The 15,833-nt window shown below is 62.3% G+C and carries 17 protein-coding genes; 7 read left to right on the forward strand and 10 right to left on the reverse strand.

Annotated elements, in window-relative coordinates; translation table 11 throughout:
• Nucleotides 1–18 precede the first annotated feature (18 nt).
• The 3 genes from NW855_RS08740 to NW855_RS08750 all read right to left on the reverse strand — a co-directional run bounded on the left by NW855_RS08740 (nucleotide 19) and on the right by NW855_RS08750 (nucleotide 3,355).
• Nucleotides 19–2,040 (reverse strand): SH3 domain-containing protein, encoded by a 2,022-nt coding sequence (locus NW855_RS08740; RefSeq protein WP_414508660.1) that lies wholly within the window; start codon nucleotides 2,038–2,040, stop codon nucleotides 19–21.
• 65 nt (nucleotides 2,041–2,105) lie between these two features.
• The gene (locus tag NW855_RS08745; protein WP_011430337.1) at nucleotides 2,106–2,600 is read right to left on the reverse strand and encodes a DUF427 domain-containing protein; all 495 of its coding nucleotides are present in this window, start codon (nucleotides 2,598–2,600) and stop codon (nucleotides 2,106–2,108) included.
• 29 nt (nucleotides 2,601–2,629) lie between these two features.
• Nucleotides 2,630–3,355, reverse strand: coding sequence for a Crp/Fnr family transcriptional regulator (locus NW855_RS08750; RefSeq protein ID WP_099812102.1), 726 nt, complete (start codon nucleotides 3,353–3,355; stop codon nucleotides 2,630–2,632).
• Nucleotides 3,356–3,623: 268 nt separating this feature from the next.
• On the opposite strand from NW855_RS08750, the gene NW855_RS08755 reads away from it, so the two are divergent.
• The 6 genes from NW855_RS08755 to NW855_RS08780 all read left to right on the forward strand — a co-directional run bounded on the left by NW855_RS08755 (nucleotide 3,624) and on the right by NW855_RS08780 (nucleotide 7,768).
• Nucleotides 3,624–4,286 (forward strand): sigma-70 family RNA polymerase sigma factor, encoded by a 663-nt coding sequence (locus NW855_RS08755; RefSeq protein ID WP_011430335.1) that lies wholly within the window; start codon nucleotides 3,624–3,626, stop codon nucleotides 4,284–4,286.
• The gene (locus NW855_RS08760; protein WP_071813516.1) at nucleotides 4,283–4,849 is read left to right on the forward strand and encodes an anti-sigma factor family protein; all 567 of its coding nucleotides are present in this window, start codon (nucleotides 4,283–4,285) and stop codon (nucleotides 4,847–4,849) included. The genes NW855_RS08755 and NW855_RS08760 overlap by 4 nt, the downstream gene beginning before the upstream one ends.
• A 66-nt stretch (nucleotides 4,850–4,915) precedes the next feature.
• Nucleotides 4,916–5,503, forward strand: a complete 588-nt coding sequence (locus NW855_RS08765) for a hypothetical protein (protein ID WP_228375200.1) — start codon at nucleotides 4,916–4,918, stop codon at nucleotides 5,501–5,503.
• Between the two features lie 51 nt (nucleotides 5,504–5,554).
• Nucleotides 5,555–5,869, forward strand: coding sequence for a DUF3181 family protein (locus NW855_RS08770; protein ID WP_011430332.1), 315 nt, complete (start codon nucleotides 5,555–5,557; stop codon nucleotides 5,867–5,869).
• Entirely contained in the window at nucleotides 5,857–6,978 is a 1,122-nt protein-coding gene (locus NW855_RS08775) for an S-layer homology domain-containing protein (RefSeq protein WP_099883948.1), read from the forward strand. Before NW855_RS08770 ends, NW855_RS08775 begins: the two co-directional genes overlap by 13 nt.
• A gap of 220 nt (nucleotides 6,979–7,198) precedes the next feature.
• Complete coding sequence (locus NW855_RS08780; RefSeq protein ID WP_099812104.1) at nucleotides 7,199–7,768, forward strand: photosystem I assembly protein Ycf4; 570 nt, start codon at nucleotides 7,199–7,201, stop codon at nucleotides 7,766–7,768.
• 166 nt (nucleotides 7,769–7,934) lie between these two features.
• Here NW855_RS08780 and NW855_RS08785 read toward each other — a convergent pair whose 3' ends face one another.
• From NW855_RS08785 to NW855_RS08815, 7 genes are all read right to left on the reverse strand, one after another.
• Nucleotides 7,935–9,512, reverse strand: coding sequence for an NAD(P)H-quinone oxidoreductase subunit N (locus tag NW855_RS08785; protein WP_414508661.1), 1,578 nt, complete (start codon nucleotides 9,510–9,512; stop codon nucleotides 7,935–7,937).
• Between the two features lie 119 nt (nucleotides 9,513–9,631).
• On the reverse strand, nucleotides 9,632–10,909 hold the full coding sequence (gene gvpJ / locus NW855_RS08790) for a gas vesicle protein GvpJ (protein ID WP_414508662.1): 1,278 nt from the start codon (nucleotides 10,907–10,909) through the stop codon (nucleotides 9,632–9,634).
• A 110-nt stretch (nucleotides 10,910–11,019) separates the two neighbouring features.
• The gene (locus NW855_RS08795; protein ID WP_011430327.1) at nucleotides 11,020–11,499 is read right to left on the reverse strand and encodes a peptidylprolyl isomerase; all 480 of its coding nucleotides are present in this window, start codon (nucleotides 11,497–11,499) and stop codon (nucleotides 11,020–11,022) included.
• Nucleotides 11,500–11,719: 220 nt separating this feature from the next.
• A complete protein-coding gene (locus NW855_RS08800) occupies nucleotides 11,720–12,196 on the reverse strand; it encodes a phosphate-starvation-inducible PsiE family protein (RefSeq protein WP_011430326.1) in 477 nt (158 codons plus the stop codon).
• A gap of 42 nt (nucleotides 12,197–12,238) precedes the next feature.
• Nucleotides 12,239–12,406 (reverse strand): DUF2256 domain-containing protein, encoded by a 168-nt coding sequence (locus tag NW855_RS08805; RefSeq protein WP_071813515.1) that lies wholly within the window; start codon nucleotides 12,404–12,406, stop codon nucleotides 12,239–12,241.
• 41 nt (nucleotides 12,407–12,447) lie between these two features.
• The gene (locus tag NW855_RS08810; RefSeq protein WP_414388609.1) at nucleotides 12,448–14,082 is read right to left on the reverse strand and encodes a CTP synthase; all 1,635 of its coding nucleotides are present in this window, start codon (nucleotides 14,080–14,082) and stop codon (nucleotides 12,448–12,450) included.
• 51 nt (nucleotides 14,083–14,133) lie between these two features.
• On the reverse strand, nucleotides 14,134–14,646 hold the full coding sequence (locus tag NW855_RS08815; protein WP_414508663.1) for a hypothetical protein: 513 nt from the start codon (nucleotides 14,644–14,646) through the stop codon (nucleotides 14,134–14,136).
• A gap of 183 nt (nucleotides 14,647–14,829) precedes the next feature.
• On the opposite strand from NW855_RS08815, the gene NW855_RS08820 reads away from it, so the two are divergent.
• Nucleotides 14,830–15,825, forward strand: coding sequence for an aldo/keto reductase (locus tag NW855_RS08820; protein ID WP_099834886.1), 996 nt, complete (start codon nucleotides 14,830–14,832; stop codon nucleotides 15,823–15,825).
• Nucleotides 15,826–15,833: the final 8 nt, after the last annotated feature.

Genomic DNA, 15,833 nt, shown 5'->3' on the forward strand with positions numbered 1-15,833 from the left:
GCTGGCAGCAGGAAAGGCTTAGAGTCGCTCCACCAGACGGGTTGAGCCGGATTGGGCAGCGACCCATCCCCCTGGGGCCCCCTCTCGCTCAACGCGCAACCAGACAGGCACCTGTCCTTCGCCAGCCTGCACCTCTACCACCCGCAGCAAAGCTTGGCGCGGGGCGGCCCCGACGATAGCCCCAGTCAGGCTGGGCTGCTGGCGAATGTTAATGCCCTCATTGGCAATCACCCGCACCTGTCGCACACCCCGCCACTCGGCCAGAGGGCCGGTCAATTCAGGCTCAGGCGTGGGTTCTGGCTGGCCCGGAGCGTCGATGGCAACCGGCGGCTGCTCCAGTTGCACCTGGGGCTGCTCCAGCGGCGGCGCTGGCGGCGTGAACAGGCTCCTCAGCATCTGCCAGATCACCAGCAGGGAGAGGATGCCCACGCCGACCACTCCGGCCAAGCCGATGCCGAGGGGAATGGCAGGGCGCTCACCCCGACCACGGCGGGATCCCAGGCGGCTGCGGCGGTAACGCTCCACCTCCTGCGATCCCCACTCGTGGGCGTGTGGGATCCCTTCCTCGAAGGGGGGCTTGGCCGGCCCCTCGCCGCGCCGGTAGGCGGGCAAATCGGACATACGCGGGGGCTCTGGAGGAGGCGCTGTCCCTCCCCGCGGAAAGGGGGCGGGCGGGCGAGGCGATTCTTGTGTTTGCTCAGTTAGGCGTGGGCCACCCACCATAGCAGGCAAATGGGGTGCGGGGTGGAAAGATGGGGGAGATAGCGTCCCCGCCGGCGAGCTCTCGCGACTGGGCATCTCGTCCAGGTAAGCCTGAACCTGGGGGTTGTCGAAGTAAGCTTGCAAGGTTGCTTGGGCAGTTTCCAGGCCGCGAAACTCTGGGAACACCTCCTCTTGAAACCACCTTTCTGTGAAGCGGCACAGACCCGGCAGATGGTCAGGGGAGCCGGCGGAGTGTTCTTCGATAAACTGCAGGGCCTCTGTTTCTTGGCTGGAGCGCAGATGGTCAAGCGCCTCCTCGGTCTGCCCCAGCAACAGGCTGCAGATGGCCTGCTCCAGATGGACATCCTGCCGCTGGGCCAGGCGGGCCAAGTAGCCGCGGGCACGCCGCACCAAGGCCGGACGTTTTTCCAGATAGCCTGCTGCCAGCAACACCTGCACGGCCAAGTAGGCGGCCACCAGCGAGGGACGCTCGGCCTCTCGCTCAAACAGCTCCTGCTGTTCTTGGAGAGTAAGGTGACGGCGCACCCGCTGGATGAAGCGCAAGAAATCTTCTGTGCTGAGGCCAGAGCCATCCTGCCCACTTCCTTCAATGCCACCCCGCTCGTCCAGCATGGCTTTCAGGAGGGCAAGCCCTTGCTGCCGCGCCAGGACAGGATCGGCAAGCGCCTCTTTGCCGATTTGGGCGGGGGCGCTAGTCTCAAGGCTGAGGAGCTGCAAAATGCGGTAGGGACGCAGCTTGCCCAGATCAAAGCGGAGCTCTGCTTGCAGCTGCGGAAAAGCCTGATACTCCTCCAGCTCCGCCAGGCCCGCCTGCAGAGAGCGCGCCGCCTCTTCGTAGGATCCCTGTTGCCAGGCTTCCCGGCCCAGCTCCAACCGGGCGATGGCCCGCGCCAAAATGGCGTCAGAACGGGCAGGGTGGCCCTGCTCCAGCATCTGTTGAGCCAAATCTAAGGCCGCTTGGTACTCTCCGACTTCGCAATACAAACACAGCACTCCTGGCAAGAGGGGCTCTTCCACCGTCAGGGTGGGATCCGCCGGTGTCAGGTGTTCGTCGTAGTTTTGTCGCGCCTCTGGGTTAAGCAACACCGAGGCTGCCTCTTGAATAAGCTGAGCGCGAGCTTCCACGGCCTGCGGCGAAAACCCCAGCAGCCAAGAGCGCTCGCCCGGCTTGGGATCGAGCCGCTCTCGGTAGGCCTGCTCGATCTGATGCTCGTCCGCCCGTGGTGACAGCATCAAAACCCGGTAGTAGTCGAGGGGCACCCGCACCGTCATGGCTTTTGTCCGCTTTCCTGCTCGCGTCAAGGCGTCTTTGGACACCTGACCCCTATCGACTTAACTGTAGTCCTTTTCCTCGGCAAAAGGGATCCCCTCTTGCCTAGAGCCTACCAGTCCCAGCTCCCCGGCTCCCCCTTGAAGGGGCCTACGACCTTGGAGGTAATCCAGCCGCCGTAGAAATCTCCCGGCTGGGGCCGGACTCGTTCTCCATCCACCCGGCACTCCTGCACGCGGCCCGCATAAAAAGCGAGGTGGTCGCGGATGGGCCAAAACTCCGGGCTGGGATCCGGATAGCTCCAGGCGGCATCCACGGCCACCTGGGATCCAACTTGCACCGTCCAGTAGCGGGCAGATCCTTTGAACTCGCAGAAGGAGGTGCGGGCGCTGGGGCGGAGATACTCCAGCCGCACATCGGCGGGGGGGATGTAGTAGGTGGGCGGGTGGCTGGTTTCCAGGATGCGGTAGCAGCGGCAGCTGTGGGCGATGAGCTCGCCATTAAAGAAAACTTCCACCCGCTCGGCGGTTGGCTCCAGGCGGGGCGGGCGCGGGTAGTCCCAGACGGATTCTTGTCCGGGCCGGGGCGGGATGGGCCGGGGGCGCATGGGCAGTCTCCAAAACAGGACGGATGCACCTAGAGCAGGCGGGTGGCCTCTACCAGTTTGGCGTACTGCACCAGCAGCAGAGACTGGTGCTCCGGCAACACCTGAATCACCCCTTGCTGTTGCAGGCGGCCCAGCACCGCCGCCGCTACCTCCCGGCTGACCTGGCTGATATCGGCCAAATCCTGGAGGGGAGGGTAAACAATGCGCACGCCCTGCTCGGTTTTCTCGCCAAAGGCCTCTGCCAGTTGTACCAGCGCATGCACCACCCGCAGCGGGGGGCTTTGTCGATCCAGATCGGCCTGCAAATTGGCCAGGCGCAGGCGGCGGGAGAGGCTGCAAGCCAGGCGATAACACAGGTGCGGCTCCTGCAGCATCAGCGCCTTGAAGGTGGCCGCCGGGATCCCGGCCGCCCGCAGCGGGGTCAGGGCCAGCACATCCCGCGAGCGGGGGGCTTCGTCCAGCACCGCCATTTCCCCCACCCAAGCGCCCGGCCCGAGCAAAGCCAGGGTTTGGGCGCTGTCTTGTGTCCCTTCTGCTGTGCGAATCCCCACAGACCGCCGCACCTTGGCCCAGCCAGAGAGGATCAAATAAACGACGTTGCCCCAGGCATCCTGCATCAAGAGCGCCTGTCCTGCCGCAATATCCCGCAGCTTCACCTGGGATCCCAACCATTGCAGAGAGGCTGCTGAGAGTTGGGCCAGCGTCGGCACCGCCTTGAGCTCGGAGAGGAGGGCAGCAGAGACATCAGAATTCATGCCGGTTGACCCTAGCGCAAGCCCACTGTAGCCCAGTCGCCGGCTCAAGGGCTATCCTGCAGAGTGTTCGCCCTAGGTCGGGTCCCCTGCCCCAAAATCCGAGAGCTTGTAGCCGCTGCGGCCTCTGGAACCTTTGCAGCTGCCTTGAGTTTGGGGAGTGGGGGCCGAGCGGGAGGAACTCAAACTGCGCCATTATCGTCTAGCTAACAGAGGTTCTGCTTGGGAGGGGATCCCTCCGTCGTTGTCCTTCGATAATCTATGGGTACCTATGGATGCTGCCCTCAGCGACATCAGTGGCCAGCGCTGGTCGGTCTGGGTGAAGGACGTGCCTGTGCGGCCCGAAAAGCTCGCTGACGTGGATCTGGTGCTGCTCTGCCAGCAGGGATCCCGGCCCCACCGCGAGGCCTTCGCTGAGCTGATACGCCGTCACCAGGCCTATGTGGACAAGGTGCTCTACCACCTGGCCCCCGACTGGCCTGACCGGCACGACCTGGCCCAGGAAGTCTGGATCCGGGCCTACCGCCACCTAAAGCGGCTGCAGGAGCCGGCGAAGTTTCGCAGTTGGTTGGGGCGGATTGCCACCAACCTGTTCTATGACGAGCTGCGCAAGCGCAAACGGCAGCAGCAGCCCCTTTCTTTGGATGCCCCGATTTCGATGCGGGACAGTGAGGTGGAATGGGAGCTGCCCAGCGAGAGCCCTAGCCCCCATGAGCACCTCACCACCTGCGAGTTTTACGAGCAATTGCACCAAGCCGTCCGCGACCTGCCTCAGGTTTTTCGCCAGACAATCCTGCTGCGGGAAATTCAGGGGATGGCCTACGAGGAAATTGCCGAGATCACAGGAGTGTCTTTGGGCACCGTTAAGTCTCGCATTGCCCGCGCCCGCGCCCGCTTACAATCCACCCTAAAACCCTACCTCGATGGTGAATGACCATGGTTCGCGGCAACCTTAACCCCGACCGCGAGGACTCCCAGCCAGAACTGCCGCTGGTGGAGGAGCGCTTTGAACAGTTGAGCGCCTACCTGGATGGGGAATTGTCGCCCCAAGAGGCGCGGCAGGTGGAAGACTGGCTGGCCAGCGATCCCCAAGCGCGGCAACTGTACAGCCAACTGGCAGCCTTGCAGGCCGGCTTGGCCAACCTCAAGGCCCCAACTTTGGATCCTGGCCAAACAGAGCTGCTGATCAGCCGCGTGTTCGAGGAGCTGGACCGCAGGCCGGCGCTCGATCTGAGCTGGCGGCGGTGCAGGGGCACCCCTTGGGGACGGGTGGCAGCGGCTGGGGTGGCCTTGGCGGGAGCCGGCTGGGCGGGCTGGCGTTGGTCGCATCCCCAGCCGTTGGTGTCGCTAGAGGAGCCGCCGGTGCGGGTGGCCATCGTGCCTGCCTCTGCCCGGGTTGCCCAGCGCTATCTGTTCGAGCCGGGGCAAAAACAAGATGCCTACTCAATTTTGTTTGAGACAACGCCGAACCTCGGCGACGAGGTGAGCTGGGAATGATTCTGAGCAGGCTTGAGAAAGATTGAGGAGTGGAGGGTGGAAAAAGCAGTTCGCGGAGCTTGCGGTTTGGCAGTTTGCCTTTGGCTAGTTAGTCTGGGATCCTTGTCGGCCCAGGCTGACCCCAGTGGCAGCCATTTCGCAGCGCCGCAGGACTCACGTCCTTATCCCCATGCCCTGGAGCCCACCAACCTGCCCTCACCCAGATCCCGTCTCACCCAACCGCTGGCCGGCTCTCAGGCTTCCACCCCCGCCCAAAACCAACCGGCCTCTCCCGAGATAGAGCTATCGCCTTTTCCCGATTTCCCCCTCCTTAAGGAGTTGGATCCGCCCCTCCCCACCTTGGCCGACCTGGGCATCCATTGGGATCGCCTGGCTCTGCTGCCCGACCTCGAGCTGGCCGAGGAAATGGATAGGGAGTTCAGCCGCCGCTTGGCCCGCCTGAACCGGCAGATTGCCAACCAACAAGAGCGCCTCTACCGCCTGTTGCAAACCTGGGACTCTGACGAGGCCGATATCCGTCAAATTCAGGCCCAACTGAGCCAGTTGCGCACAGAACGGGATCGCCTGGCGCTGGAACACCTGTTGCTGCTGCGGCAGTTGCAAGAGAACTTCGCCCTGCCTCTACCGGCCCGCTCTGCCGCCAGCTCTCCCTGAGGTGGGCCCAAGTTATGATCGGCAGAGGGCAACCACTGACGGAGCTGAGCGATGGCCCAAGTGCCCAGCAACCCAGAGATCGAGCAGTTGGCCGCTGCCATTGGCGAGGAAGTTTACATCGATGTAGCCCGCTGGCACCTCTACCTGCGGGATGCCCATCTGCACACCCTCTTGGCAGAACAACTGGCCCCCCAGGTGAGGGCAGGCAAGGTGGATGAGGACGCGGTCACGGAGATCTTGCAACGGATCCCGGTAAAAGTGGGGGGTGGGCGCAAAGAATTGCCCCTGGCGGATCTGTTGCCGATGCAAAGCCTGCTGAACTTGTTGGATGTGCTGGAGGAGTTCAGCCGCAAATGGGCTCAGTAGAGGGGGAGAAAGCATTGCAGCATCAGCTCAATCGGCTCAAGCAGTCTAGGCGGTCGCTGCCTCCAGCCGGCACCTGGCTCAGGGCCGCTGGTTTTGCCTTGCTGCTGGGGCTGTTGTCGGCCTGTCAGGGAACCGAGTGGGGAGAGCGGCTGCAAAGAGCGGTGCGACCGGTGGGCCTGCCTCCCCCTCTCTCCGCCGACCGACCGGAGACGCCCACGCCTCTGCCGGGATCCCGCTCCCCCTCTGCTCCTGCCACCCCCCCTGCTTCCTTCACGCCCCCGCCCAGCCAGGTCAGCAGCCGTTTCACGGATCTGGAGCCCGGATCCCTGGTGGCCCGTGCTGTCTCTGATCTGGATCGGCTGGGTGTCTTTGCCGATATTGTTGGCAGTGAGTTTCAGCCGCAGCGTAGCGTTCGTCGCGGCGAATTTGCCCGCTGGTTGGTGCTGGCCAACAACGCCATTCACGCCGACCAGCCCAGCCGCCAAATCCGTTTGGGATCCGCTGGCGAGCGCCCCTTGTTTTTGGATGTGCCGGAGGAGGATCCCAACTTTCGCTACATCCAGGCCCTGGGAGCTGCCGGCCTGGTGGTCGGCGATGCCAACCGCGAGTTCCGCCCCAACAGCCTGCTGTCGCGGGCAGAGCTGATCCGCATGAAGGCACCTCTGGATTTGCCGCCCGGCCAGATCAAGGGATCCCGAGCAGAGCTGGAGGAGCGTTGGGGCTTTACCGATGCGGCCCAGATCCCCGACGAGGCCGTTGCCCCCCTGGTGGCGGATCGCAGCCTGGAGAATGCCTCCACGGTGTTGCGCACCTTCGGCCCCATCCGCACGTTTAACCCCTTTGAGCCGGTCAGCCGCGGGGAAGCGGCGATTGCCCTTTCGGCCTTTGGGGAGCGAACGGCTCAGGAAGCTGCCTTGCCAACCCCAACTCCCGCAGCCGAGCCCCCCGACCCTGAGCCTTCTCCTCCTGTTGCCGAGCCAGACCAGACCCCTTCCCCTCCTCCCACCCCTGAGGGCGACCCCTCTCCCAGCGCCACTGGCAACTCTAAACCTCCAGCCGTCACCCCAGGGGCAGGGGAAATTGTGACGCCGCGCGAGCCTCAGCCCTAAATTGAGGGCGATCCCAGCGTGGAAGCGGAGAGGGCCGCAGCGCTTAACCCCCTCTCCTGCTTCGCCCCCCTGAGGCTGGATTGCAAAAGGACCAACCCCCTGGCTGCTCTTGTTGTTGGCGGCGGAAAAATGCTAACTCTCTTGCTGCTCCACAGGGCAAGCTCCTCCCCGCCTATAAAATGGGAGAAGCCAACTTGGAAAATCGACAGGGATCCCGTCTGTGTCTGCGACTGTTCCCGAAATTCGCTCGGAAGACCTGCTGCGCTACACCGTAATCGGGTCGCGGCGGCCCAGCGTCTACTTTTGGGCGGTGGCGCTGACAGGGGGTGGGCTGGGCTTTACCCTGGCGGGTCTTTCCAGCTATTTCCACCGCAACTTGCTCCCCTTTTCCGATCCCGCCAGCCTGGTGTTCATTCCCCAGGGCATTGCCATGCTCTTCTACGGCGTGCTCGGATCCCTGGCGGGGCTGTATCAATGGCTGAGCCTGTACTGGAACCTGGGGGGCGGCTACAACGAGTTCGACCGCCGCACCCAGAAGATAACCCTGGTGCGGCAGGGCTTTCCGGGCAAAAACCGCGAGGTGCGCCTAGAATACGACTTTGCCGAGGTGCAAAGCCTGCGGGTGGAGCTGCGAGAGGGCTTCAACCCTCGCCGCGCCATCTACTTGCGCATAAAAGGACGCGGCGACATCCCCCTCACCGGCGTCGGCCAGCCCCCTCCCCTGGCCGAGATTGAAAACCAAGCCGCCGAGATTGCCCGCTTTCTCAATGTCAGCCTAGAAGGTATTTGAGATTCTGTTTGGTTGTGGACGGCTGCTGGTCAGGGATCCCAGGAATTGAGATAGCCCAGAAACCGTCTCAACAACATCGGGTCAATTGTCCCAGTAAATTTCCCCTTCCGAAGGGAGAAGGGCTGGGGGTAAGGGAGCCGTGCCTTGCGGCGCCCTTGAGGAAGGTCTAGGAACCGCGGCTAGGCAAAGCTGCAGATCCTGCAACGGCCAGAGAAGGGCTGGCCGACCCTGGAGCAAAAGCCTGGGCTGTCGGGAACCCCAAAAACGGGCTTTGCTCCACCGCCTGAGTGGAGAGGGTAAATAGAGGATTGGAGAGGATGCCAGCGAAGATGGTGGCCACCAGCGTCACCACCATGCCCACCCGCAAAGCCGGCATGCCCTCGGCCTGCCAGTCGGTTGGGGGGTAGTTTTGCACCGAAAGCGACATCTCCTGCGGCTCTTTTACCACCATGGTTTTCACCACCCGCACGTAGTAGTAGATGGAGATGACGCTAGTCACCAGGCCCACCAGCACCAGCGTGTATTCTCCTGCCTGCCAGCCGGCCCAGAAGAGATAGAGCTTGCCGAAAAAGCCGGCCAGCGGCGGCAACCCGCCCAGGGAGAGCAGACAAATGCTCAGGCAAAGGGTGAGAAAGGGATCCTTCTGATAGAGGCCGCTGTACTCGTTGATTTCGTCGGTGCCAGTCTTGAGGCTGAAGAGGGTGACACACAGAAAAGCCCCTAGGTTCATGGCCAAATAGACCATCAGGTAAAAAATCAAGCTGGCATAGCCCGCTTCGGTGCCCGCCACCAAACCGATCAAGACAAAGCCCGCCTGCCCAATAGAAGAATAGGCCAGCAGCCGTTTGAGGCGGGTTTGGGCAATGGCCACCACATTCCCCAGCACCATGGTCAAAATGGCCAGCACCGAGAGCACCGCCCGCCACTCTTCTGTCATCGCCGGAAAGACGGTGGCCAGAAAGCGCACCGCCAAGGCAAAGCCTGCTGCTTTGGATCCCACTGACAAAAAGGCCACCACCGGCGTCGGGGATCCCTCATAGACATCAGGAGTCCACTGGTGGAAAGGCACCGCCGCCAGCTTAAAGCCAATGCCGCCCAGGCAGAACACCAAAGCGAGGATCCCCACCAGCCCGGCATTGGCCAGGTAGGGCGCAATAGCCGCCAACTGGGTCTGCCCCCCCGACAGGCCATAAAGCAGCGACATGCCGTAGAGGAAGATAGCGGTGCTGCTGGCCCCCGTCAACAGATACTTCAGGGCCGCCTCGGAAGAACGCGGATCCCGCTTGGTGTAGCCGGCCATCAGGTAGCTGGCGATGCCCAGCGTTTCCAAGGAGACGAACACCATGATGAGATCCGTCGCCCCGGCGAGGAACATGCCCCCCAAGGTGGCCGTGAGGAGCAGCACATAGAACTCGCCCGTGGGCGCGCCTGCCTGGAGGAAGTAGCGCTCCGCCATCATCACCGTCAGGGCTGCCGTCGCCACCACCAGGCCGCGGAAGAGAATGCTCACCGGATCCGCCGCAAAGCTGCCCAAGAAGCTCTCCAACTGGGGCTGCTGCCATTGCAACACCAAGGTCACCAAGGCCCCAAGCAAACCAAAGAGGGAGAGGGCCGGAAGACTTTTGCGCGCCGCCGACCCACCCACCAAATCCACCACCAGGACGAGCAACAGCGTGAGGGTAACCACCACCTCCGGCCAAATGGCGCCGGCATGCAGGTTTCCGGTTGGGGCGAAGACATCCATAGGGGAAGACTATGAAGAGAGATTAACGGGATCCAAAGCCAGCATACCGCGATTTCCGGCCTCCCTAGCTTGCTTCTGGCATTTCTTCTCCCAATTGTCTCCATCGACACTTCCTGGTTTCAAGAAAGCTTGGCGCTGGAGGTGAGCACCAATCGTAGGCGAGCGTGGATGAGGCTTAAGTCGGCCAAGCCCAGGTCGATCTCGCCGTCGATGACGATCCCGGTATTGATCAGCCGATCCAACAGTTCCAGCAGGGATCCCTCGCCGTGGGGTTGGCCGGGGTAGTAGTCCCCCTGGCGGGGCAAGAGAGAGCCCAGATCCCCCAGATCTAGGTTGAGCTCTGCCGGGTCGATCTCCAGCAGGGCGCAGAGTTGCCGAATTTGCTGCCGCAGGGCCTGGAGGCTGCTGCCGGCCCGCTCGATTTGCTCGGCAGAAAGGCGGTTGGCCTCCATCTGTCGCACCACTTGCGCTTCCATCAACTGCCGCAGCAGCTCCACCAAGGTCAGCACCAGGGAGGCAAGGCCAGCTTCCGGGCGTTTCCGGTCAGGGCTAGCTTGAACCCGACTCAAGTCTTGCGGGCTGGCTGGGCTGATGGCAAGACCAGAGGCAGGAGGAGGCGGGATCAACCACTGCTCAAAAGGCTGGGAGAGCTGTTCCAGGCTAAGCAAATGGAGGTGGGGATCCCGCGCCGCCTCTTGCCGCTCTTCGGGCAGGTTGTAGCCCCAGGCAGCCAAAAACAAGAGCACCTGCTCCAGGTCCGGCACCCTTTGCACCTGGCGCAGCGTCTGCAGGCGATCCTCGACAAACCAGAGTTCCTCAGGCGCTACCTGGGTCGCTGCTAGCAGCCGCCGGAGGGTGGTGGCCTTGGGGGCGCGCACCTCCTTGCCCAGGATACGGTGGCGCGGCAGTTGGATCCCTTCGCGGAGCAAAAGCTGCTGGATAAACCGCCCCTCCTTGGTGCTGAGAATGGCCAGGCGGGGCTCGCCAGCAGCCTGGATCTGGCGCATCCAAGCCGCCACTCCCGGATAAAAGCGGTGCAGCCCCAGCCAGCCCTGCAGATCTTCTTCGATCCAGCGATCCCGCACCTCATCCAGCCTTTGGGCTAAAGCCTGCTCGGAGATCCCCGCTCCCTGCAACAACCGCTGCCGCCAGCCGGGCCAGTCTTGGCGCAAAGCGTCTTCGGGGATCCCTTGCTGCAGCCCCCACAGCAGCAGGGGCATCTCCCAGCCGGTCTCGATCAGCGGGCGCAGGCGGTCGAAGGCAGGGCGCAACGACTCCAACTGGGCAGGAGCAAGGCCCCACACCTGGGCGCAGACCCGACAGGAAGAGGCAAAATACTCCGCCCGCCCGTCGCAGAGCACACCATCAAAATCCAGAGCCAAAATGCGGGGGGACATTCGCCGGGGCCTAGCGAACTCCATACCTGAGTCCCCCATAGAGCAAGTTGCAAAAATGGGGCCAGAGGCCAAGTTAATTTAACCAAACTGTTTTGCCGGATTGGCCCAACCTAGTTCGATTCCGAGATGCGAACAGACTTGATCTCCACCGGCTTGAGGGGACGATCCTGCGGGCCGGTGGGTGCAGTAGCAATTTTATCCAACACGTCCTCCCCCTCGATTAGTTGCCCAAAGATGGTGTAGTTGGGCGGCAGGGGATAGTCGGCATGCATGATAAAAAACTGGCTGCCGTTGGTGTTGGGGCCGGCATTGGCCATGGCCAAGGTTCCTCGCGTGTAGGGGCGCTGCACCGGCTCATCGGGAAAGCGGTACCCCGGCCCGCCTCGCCCCGTGCCGGTGGGATCCCCGCCCTGAATCATGAAGCCCCGAATGACACGGTGAAAGATGACGCCATCGTAGAAGTGATCCCGGGCCAAAAAGACAAAATTGTTGACGGCAAGGGGAGCTTCCTGCGGGAACAGCTCCAAAACCATCGTGCCGGCGGTGGTCTCCAGCGTGGCCGTGTAGGACTTGGCCGGGTCGATCACCATGGGGGGAGGACTGTTGTAGGTTTTCACGGTTTTGCCCAACTGTTGTGCCAGGAGCAAATCGTAAGAAGAATGCGGGCGGGCCAGAGCCGAAACAACGCCGGATCCCACCCAAAGCAGCACTGCCAGCAAAGCCAGCTTGAACAGGTGGGTGATGCCAGAGGGCACGCGCACGTTTCTTGCCAGAAAGCTCCGCCCCTATCCTACCAGGATCCGTCCGGCCTTACTCATCCCCCGACCGGAATGGGGGTTTGGCCCGCCGCACCAGCCAGTAGCTAACGGAGAGGGCTAGCGTTGCCGCTGCCAGCCCAATGAGATCTAGACCCCCCAGCTTCTCAAAATCAAAAATAATGATCTTGCGCGCCACCGCGATCAAAGAGGTAACAATCACCAGCTCCACCTGCACCACCTGCTTTTGCAAGTAGGCGGTAATGTTCTCCAGAATCTCCAGCGCGATCAGGATATTCAAAAAAAGGCCGAAAATCTCGATCAAAGTAGTGGAGAAAAACCCGGTTGGCTCCCGCAGCAGATCGGCCACCAGGAAGCGGGCCAAATCCACCACGGCCACCACAATCAGGCCGATCATCAAGATGGAAAGCAGCTTCGAGATCAGGCTTTCGATGCGGGTGATGGCCCGCAAAAAGGGATCCTCCTCTTCGGTTTCGTGAGGATTGTGCAACAGCCACTTGAGAAACCGCATCGACAACCCTTCCCCCCTGCGTCCGGGATCCCATTATCTGCCCTAACCGTTAGCTGGAAGAGATCCCTTGGGGCGACGGTTGCGACACCGCTCAGAACAGTATTTCACCTCTGACCAACAGTCGGCCCACTTCTTGCGCCAGGTGAAGGGCCTGCCGCAGGTGAGACAGATTTTGCTGGGCAAATCCGACTTTTTTCGGTGGCGGGGCATAGCGCGCTAGAAACGACAACTCTTGAATTAACCCCAATGCCCTAGCCTGTGTTCTGCAACTGCAGGGCTTGCGGCCGGGAACGGCTGCGCAAAGCAGCCTCGATCAGCCCCAAAAAGAGGGGATGGGGACGGTTGGGGCGGGAGCGAAACTCGGGATGGAATTGGGTGGCGATGAAAAAGGGGTGGCTGGGCAGCTCGATAATTTCCACCAGGCGGTTATCGGGCGAGACACCACTAATCACGTAGCCGGACTCGAGGAATAGGCTGCGGTAGGCGTTGTTGAACTCATAGCGATGGCGGTGGCGCTCATAAACAATTGTCTCACCGTAGAGCTTGGCCGCCAGGGTGTCGGGCAGAATGCGGCAGGGGTAGAGGCCCAGGCGTAGGGTTCCCCCCAAATGTTCCACATCTTTTTGCTCTGGCAACAGGCTGATGACGGGGTGGGGGGTGTCGGGATCGAACTCATAGCTGTTGGCCCGCTCCAGGCCGGCAATGTTGCATCCCCAGTCGATCACCGCACACTGCATGCCCAGGCACAGCCCCAGAAAGGGAATGCCCCGCTCGCGCACGTAGCGAATGGTGGCCACCTTGCCCTCGATGCCGCGGCTGCCAAACCCACCCGGCACCACCACGCCGTCTACATCGGCCAGCAGGGCTTCTGGCCCCCGCTCCTCGACTTCCTCAGAAGAGATCCAGCGCAAAGTAACGCCGGCATTGAGAGCCAGGCCCGCATGGCGCAGGGCTTCCGCTACCGAGAGGTAGGCGTCGGTAAGGCGCACGTATTTGCCGACAATGGCGATCTCCACTTGCTCTTGAGGGTGGTGCAGCCGCTGCACCAGGAGCTCCCACTCGCGCAGATCCGGCTGCTGCGGCTCCAGGTTGAGGATCTGCAAAACCCGCTGCGCCAACCCTTCCTGCTCCAGCACCAAGGGCACATCGTAGATGCTGGGGGCATCCTGGGCCTGGATAACACATTCCACCGGCACGTCGCAAAACTCGGAGATCTTCTCCTTGATGCTGCGGGGCAAGGGCTGCTCGCAGCGGCACACCAACACATCTGGCTGAATCCCAATCGAGCGCAGCTCCTTGACTGAGTGCTGAGTGGGCTTGGTTTTCATTTCCCCCGCCGCCTTGATGAGAGGCACCAGGGTAACATGCACATAGGCCACATTGGCCCGGCCCACATCTTTGCGAAATTGGCGGATGGCCTCCAAAAAGGGCAGAGACTCGATATCCCCCACCGTGCCCCCCACCTCCACCAGCACCACGTCGGGGTTGGTCTCGCGGGCCACCCGCCGGATGCGCTCTTTGATCTCCTGGGTAACATGGGGGATCACCTGCACCGTGCTGCCTTGGTAATCCCCCCGCCGCTCTTTGTAGATCACCGCCTGGTAGATGGCGCCGGTGGTGACGTTGTTGAGCTTGGACATGTTGGTGTCGGTGAAGCGCTCGTAGTGGCCCAAGTCCAAGTCGGTCTCGGCGCCATCGTCGGTGACGAACACTTCCCCATGCTGGTAGGGGCTCATGGTGCCGGGATCCACATTGATGTAGGGATCCAGCTTCAAAATCGACACGGTGTAGTTGCGGGACTTGAGCAGACGCCCCAAGCTGGCTGCCACGATCCCCTTGCCAATGCTGGAGACGACTCCGCCGGTGATGAAGACAAACTTGGCCATACCCCCGATCCCTTGCCCTCTTCTGATTATGCCAGGGATCCCAGGGCTTCCTTAGGGCCGAGAGCGGATGGGGCCGTTGTAGAGGATGGTGGTCTGGAAGGTGCGCCGATCCACCCGCACCTGGGTTTCGATGCTGGGCTGGACGAAGCCGGGCTCGCCGCCGCGGAAGGTGAAGATCCAGGCATCTTCCAACTCTTCAAAGGGCGCGTCGATGGCCGCCCCGTGCATGGAAGCCTCGGCGCGGTAGCGCTGCAAGCCCCCGTTGGCAATTTCAGCCGCTTGGCGGGCCAAGTTCTTGGCCCGGTTGAGATCGCGGAAGTAGCGGCTGATTTCCTCAAAAGTCCCCGTCGGCAGCGGCCTTGGCCGGGGGGGTGTGGGCGGCACAGGCCGCGGATCTGGCACAATCGGCAGAGTGGGAATATCCTGGCTAGGGGGCAGCGGCTCGACTGGAATCGGGGTTCTGGCAGGTTCTGGAAAAAGGGGGGTGACCACCTGCGCCTGGGCAGAAGGCAGGAATCCCCAGATTACAACGCCGCCCAGGCAGAGACGGAAAATGGACTTCATAGAGCCATGCCGATGTGAATTTTTCAATCCCCACTCTACTGAGCCTCTAGTTAGGAAAGTAGAGGCAAAAGCCCGGACTCTTTTTCCACCAGCAGCTAGGCACGTGGGTTGTCTGCGCAACCGGCTTTGTCCTCCCCTGGCGCCTGTTAGCATCCTGAAACGGGATCCTTTGCAGAAGTTGCCATGGAGTTTGTTACACTTGCCAAGACGGGGCTCCGGCTGAGCCGCGTGGGGTTGGGCACCTGGAGCATGACCGGGGATTGGTGGGGGCCGGCGGATCCCCAGGAGGCCTATGCCACCCTCCGCAAGGCCATTGACCTAGGGATTACCCTCTTTGACACGGCTCCGGCCTACGGCCGCGGCCTTTCGGAAGAGCTTTTGGGACGGGCCATCCGGGATGCCGGCTGCCGGGATCGAGTGGCGATCGCCACCAAGGCCGGCCTGCAGTGGATAAACGGCAAGGTGGTGCGCAACTGCAGCCTAAGTTGGCTAGCTCAGGATCTGGAAAACTCCCTTCGCCGCCTGCAAACCGACGTGATCGACATCTACCAGGTGCATTGGCCGGATCCCTTGGAGCCCCTGGAGGAGACGGCTGCCTTTTTCGGCCGCTTGCTGCAGCAGGGCAAGATCCGCGCCATTGGGGTGAGCAACTTTTCTCCTCCGCAGATGGAGCGTTTCCGTCAGGTGGCTCCCCTGCATACCGTCCAGCCGCCCTATAACCTGTTTGAGCGCCAGATCGAGGCGGATGTCCTGCCCTACTGTCGTGCCAACGGTATTGCCACGCTGATCTACAGCCCCCTCTGTCGAGGGCTGTTGGGGGGACGGCTGACGCCGCAAACCCAGTTTCCGCCTGGAGATCTGCGCGGCGGCATCGATCCCAAGTTTGCGGAGCCTCGCTACTCCCACTACTTGCAAGCAGCGGAAGAGCTGAGCCGGCTGGCGCGAGAGCGCTACGGCAAAACCCTGCCCCAGTTGGCGGTGCGCTGGCTCTTGGATCAGCCGGGAGTAAGTGCAATCCTGTGGGGAGCGCGCAAGCGCCAGCAGTTGGAGGACCTAGCCGGCGTGTGGGGCTGGTCGCTGGAGGCGGAGGCAATGCAGGCCATCGACGCGATCCTGCAAAGGCATGTCCCCGAACCCATCCCCCCCAGCTTCATGGCCCCCCCTGCCCGTGCTGCCTAGAGCAAGGA

It is taken from the genome of Synechococcus sp. RC10B2 (assembly GCF_047502635.1).

What these genes read in the sequence shown, in the direction of transcription:
- NW855_RS08800 (WP_011430326.1), bottom strand. Translation starts at nt 12,196, where the DNA reads ATGCGGTTTCTCAAGTGGCTGTTGCACAATCCTCACGAAACCGAAGAG.
- NW855_RS08795 (WP_011430327.1), bottom strand. Translation starts at nt 11,499, where the DNA reads ATGGTGATCGACCCGGCCAAGTCCTACACGGCCACGCTGGAGACCACC.
- NW855_RS08810 (WP_414388609.1), bottom strand. Translation starts at nt 14,082, where the DNA reads ATGGCCAAGTTTGTCTTCATCACCGGCGGAGTCGTCTCCAGCATTGGC.
- NW855_RS08815 (WP_414508663.1), bottom strand. Translation starts at nt 14,646, where the DNA reads ATGAAGTCCATTTTCCGTCTCTGCCTGGGCGGCGTTGTAATCTGGGGA.
- gvpJ (WP_414508662.1), bottom strand. Translation starts at nt 10,909, where the DNA reads ATGTCCCCCCGCATTTTGGCTCTGGATTTTGATGGTGTGCTCTGCGAC.
- NW855_RS08745 (WP_011430337.1), bottom strand. Translation starts at nt 2,600, where the DNA reads ATGCGCCCCCGGCCCATCCCGCCCCGGCCCGGACAAGAATCCGTCTGG.
- NW855_RS08785 (WP_414508661.1), bottom strand. Translation starts at nt 9,512, where the DNA reads ATGGATGTCTTCGCCCCAACCGGAAACCTGCATGCCGGCGCCATTTGG.
- NW855_RS08750 (WP_099812102.1), bottom strand. Translation starts at nt 3,355, where the DNA reads ATGAATTCTGATGTCTCTGCTGCCCTCCTCTCCGAGCTCAAGGCGGTG.
- NW855_RS08775 (WP_099883948.1), top strand. Translation starts at nt 5,857, where the DNA reads ATGGGCTCAGTAGAGGGGGAGAAAGCATTGCAGCATCAGCTCAATCGG.
- NW855_RS08820 (WP_099834886.1), top strand. Translation starts at nt 14,830, where the DNA reads ATGGAGTTTGTTACACTTGCCAAGACGGGGCTCCGGCTGAGCCGCGTG.
- NW855_RS08770 (WP_011430332.1), top strand. Translation starts at nt 5,555, where the DNA reads ATGGCCCAAGTGCCCAGCAACCCAGAGATCGAGCAGTTGGCCGCTGCC.
- NW855_RS08760 (WP_071813516.1), top strand. Translation starts at nt 4,283, where the DNA reads ATGACCATGGTTCGCGGCAACCTTAACCCCGACCGCGAGGACTCCCAG.
- NW855_RS08755 (WP_011430335.1), top strand. Translation starts at nt 3,624, where the DNA reads ATGGATGCTGCCCTCAGCGACATCAGTGGCCAGCGCTGGTCGGTCTGG.
- NW855_RS08805 (WP_071813515.1), bottom strand. Translation starts at nt 12,406, where the DNA reads ATGCCCCGCCACCGAAAAAAGTCGGATTTGCCCAGCAAAATCTGTCTC.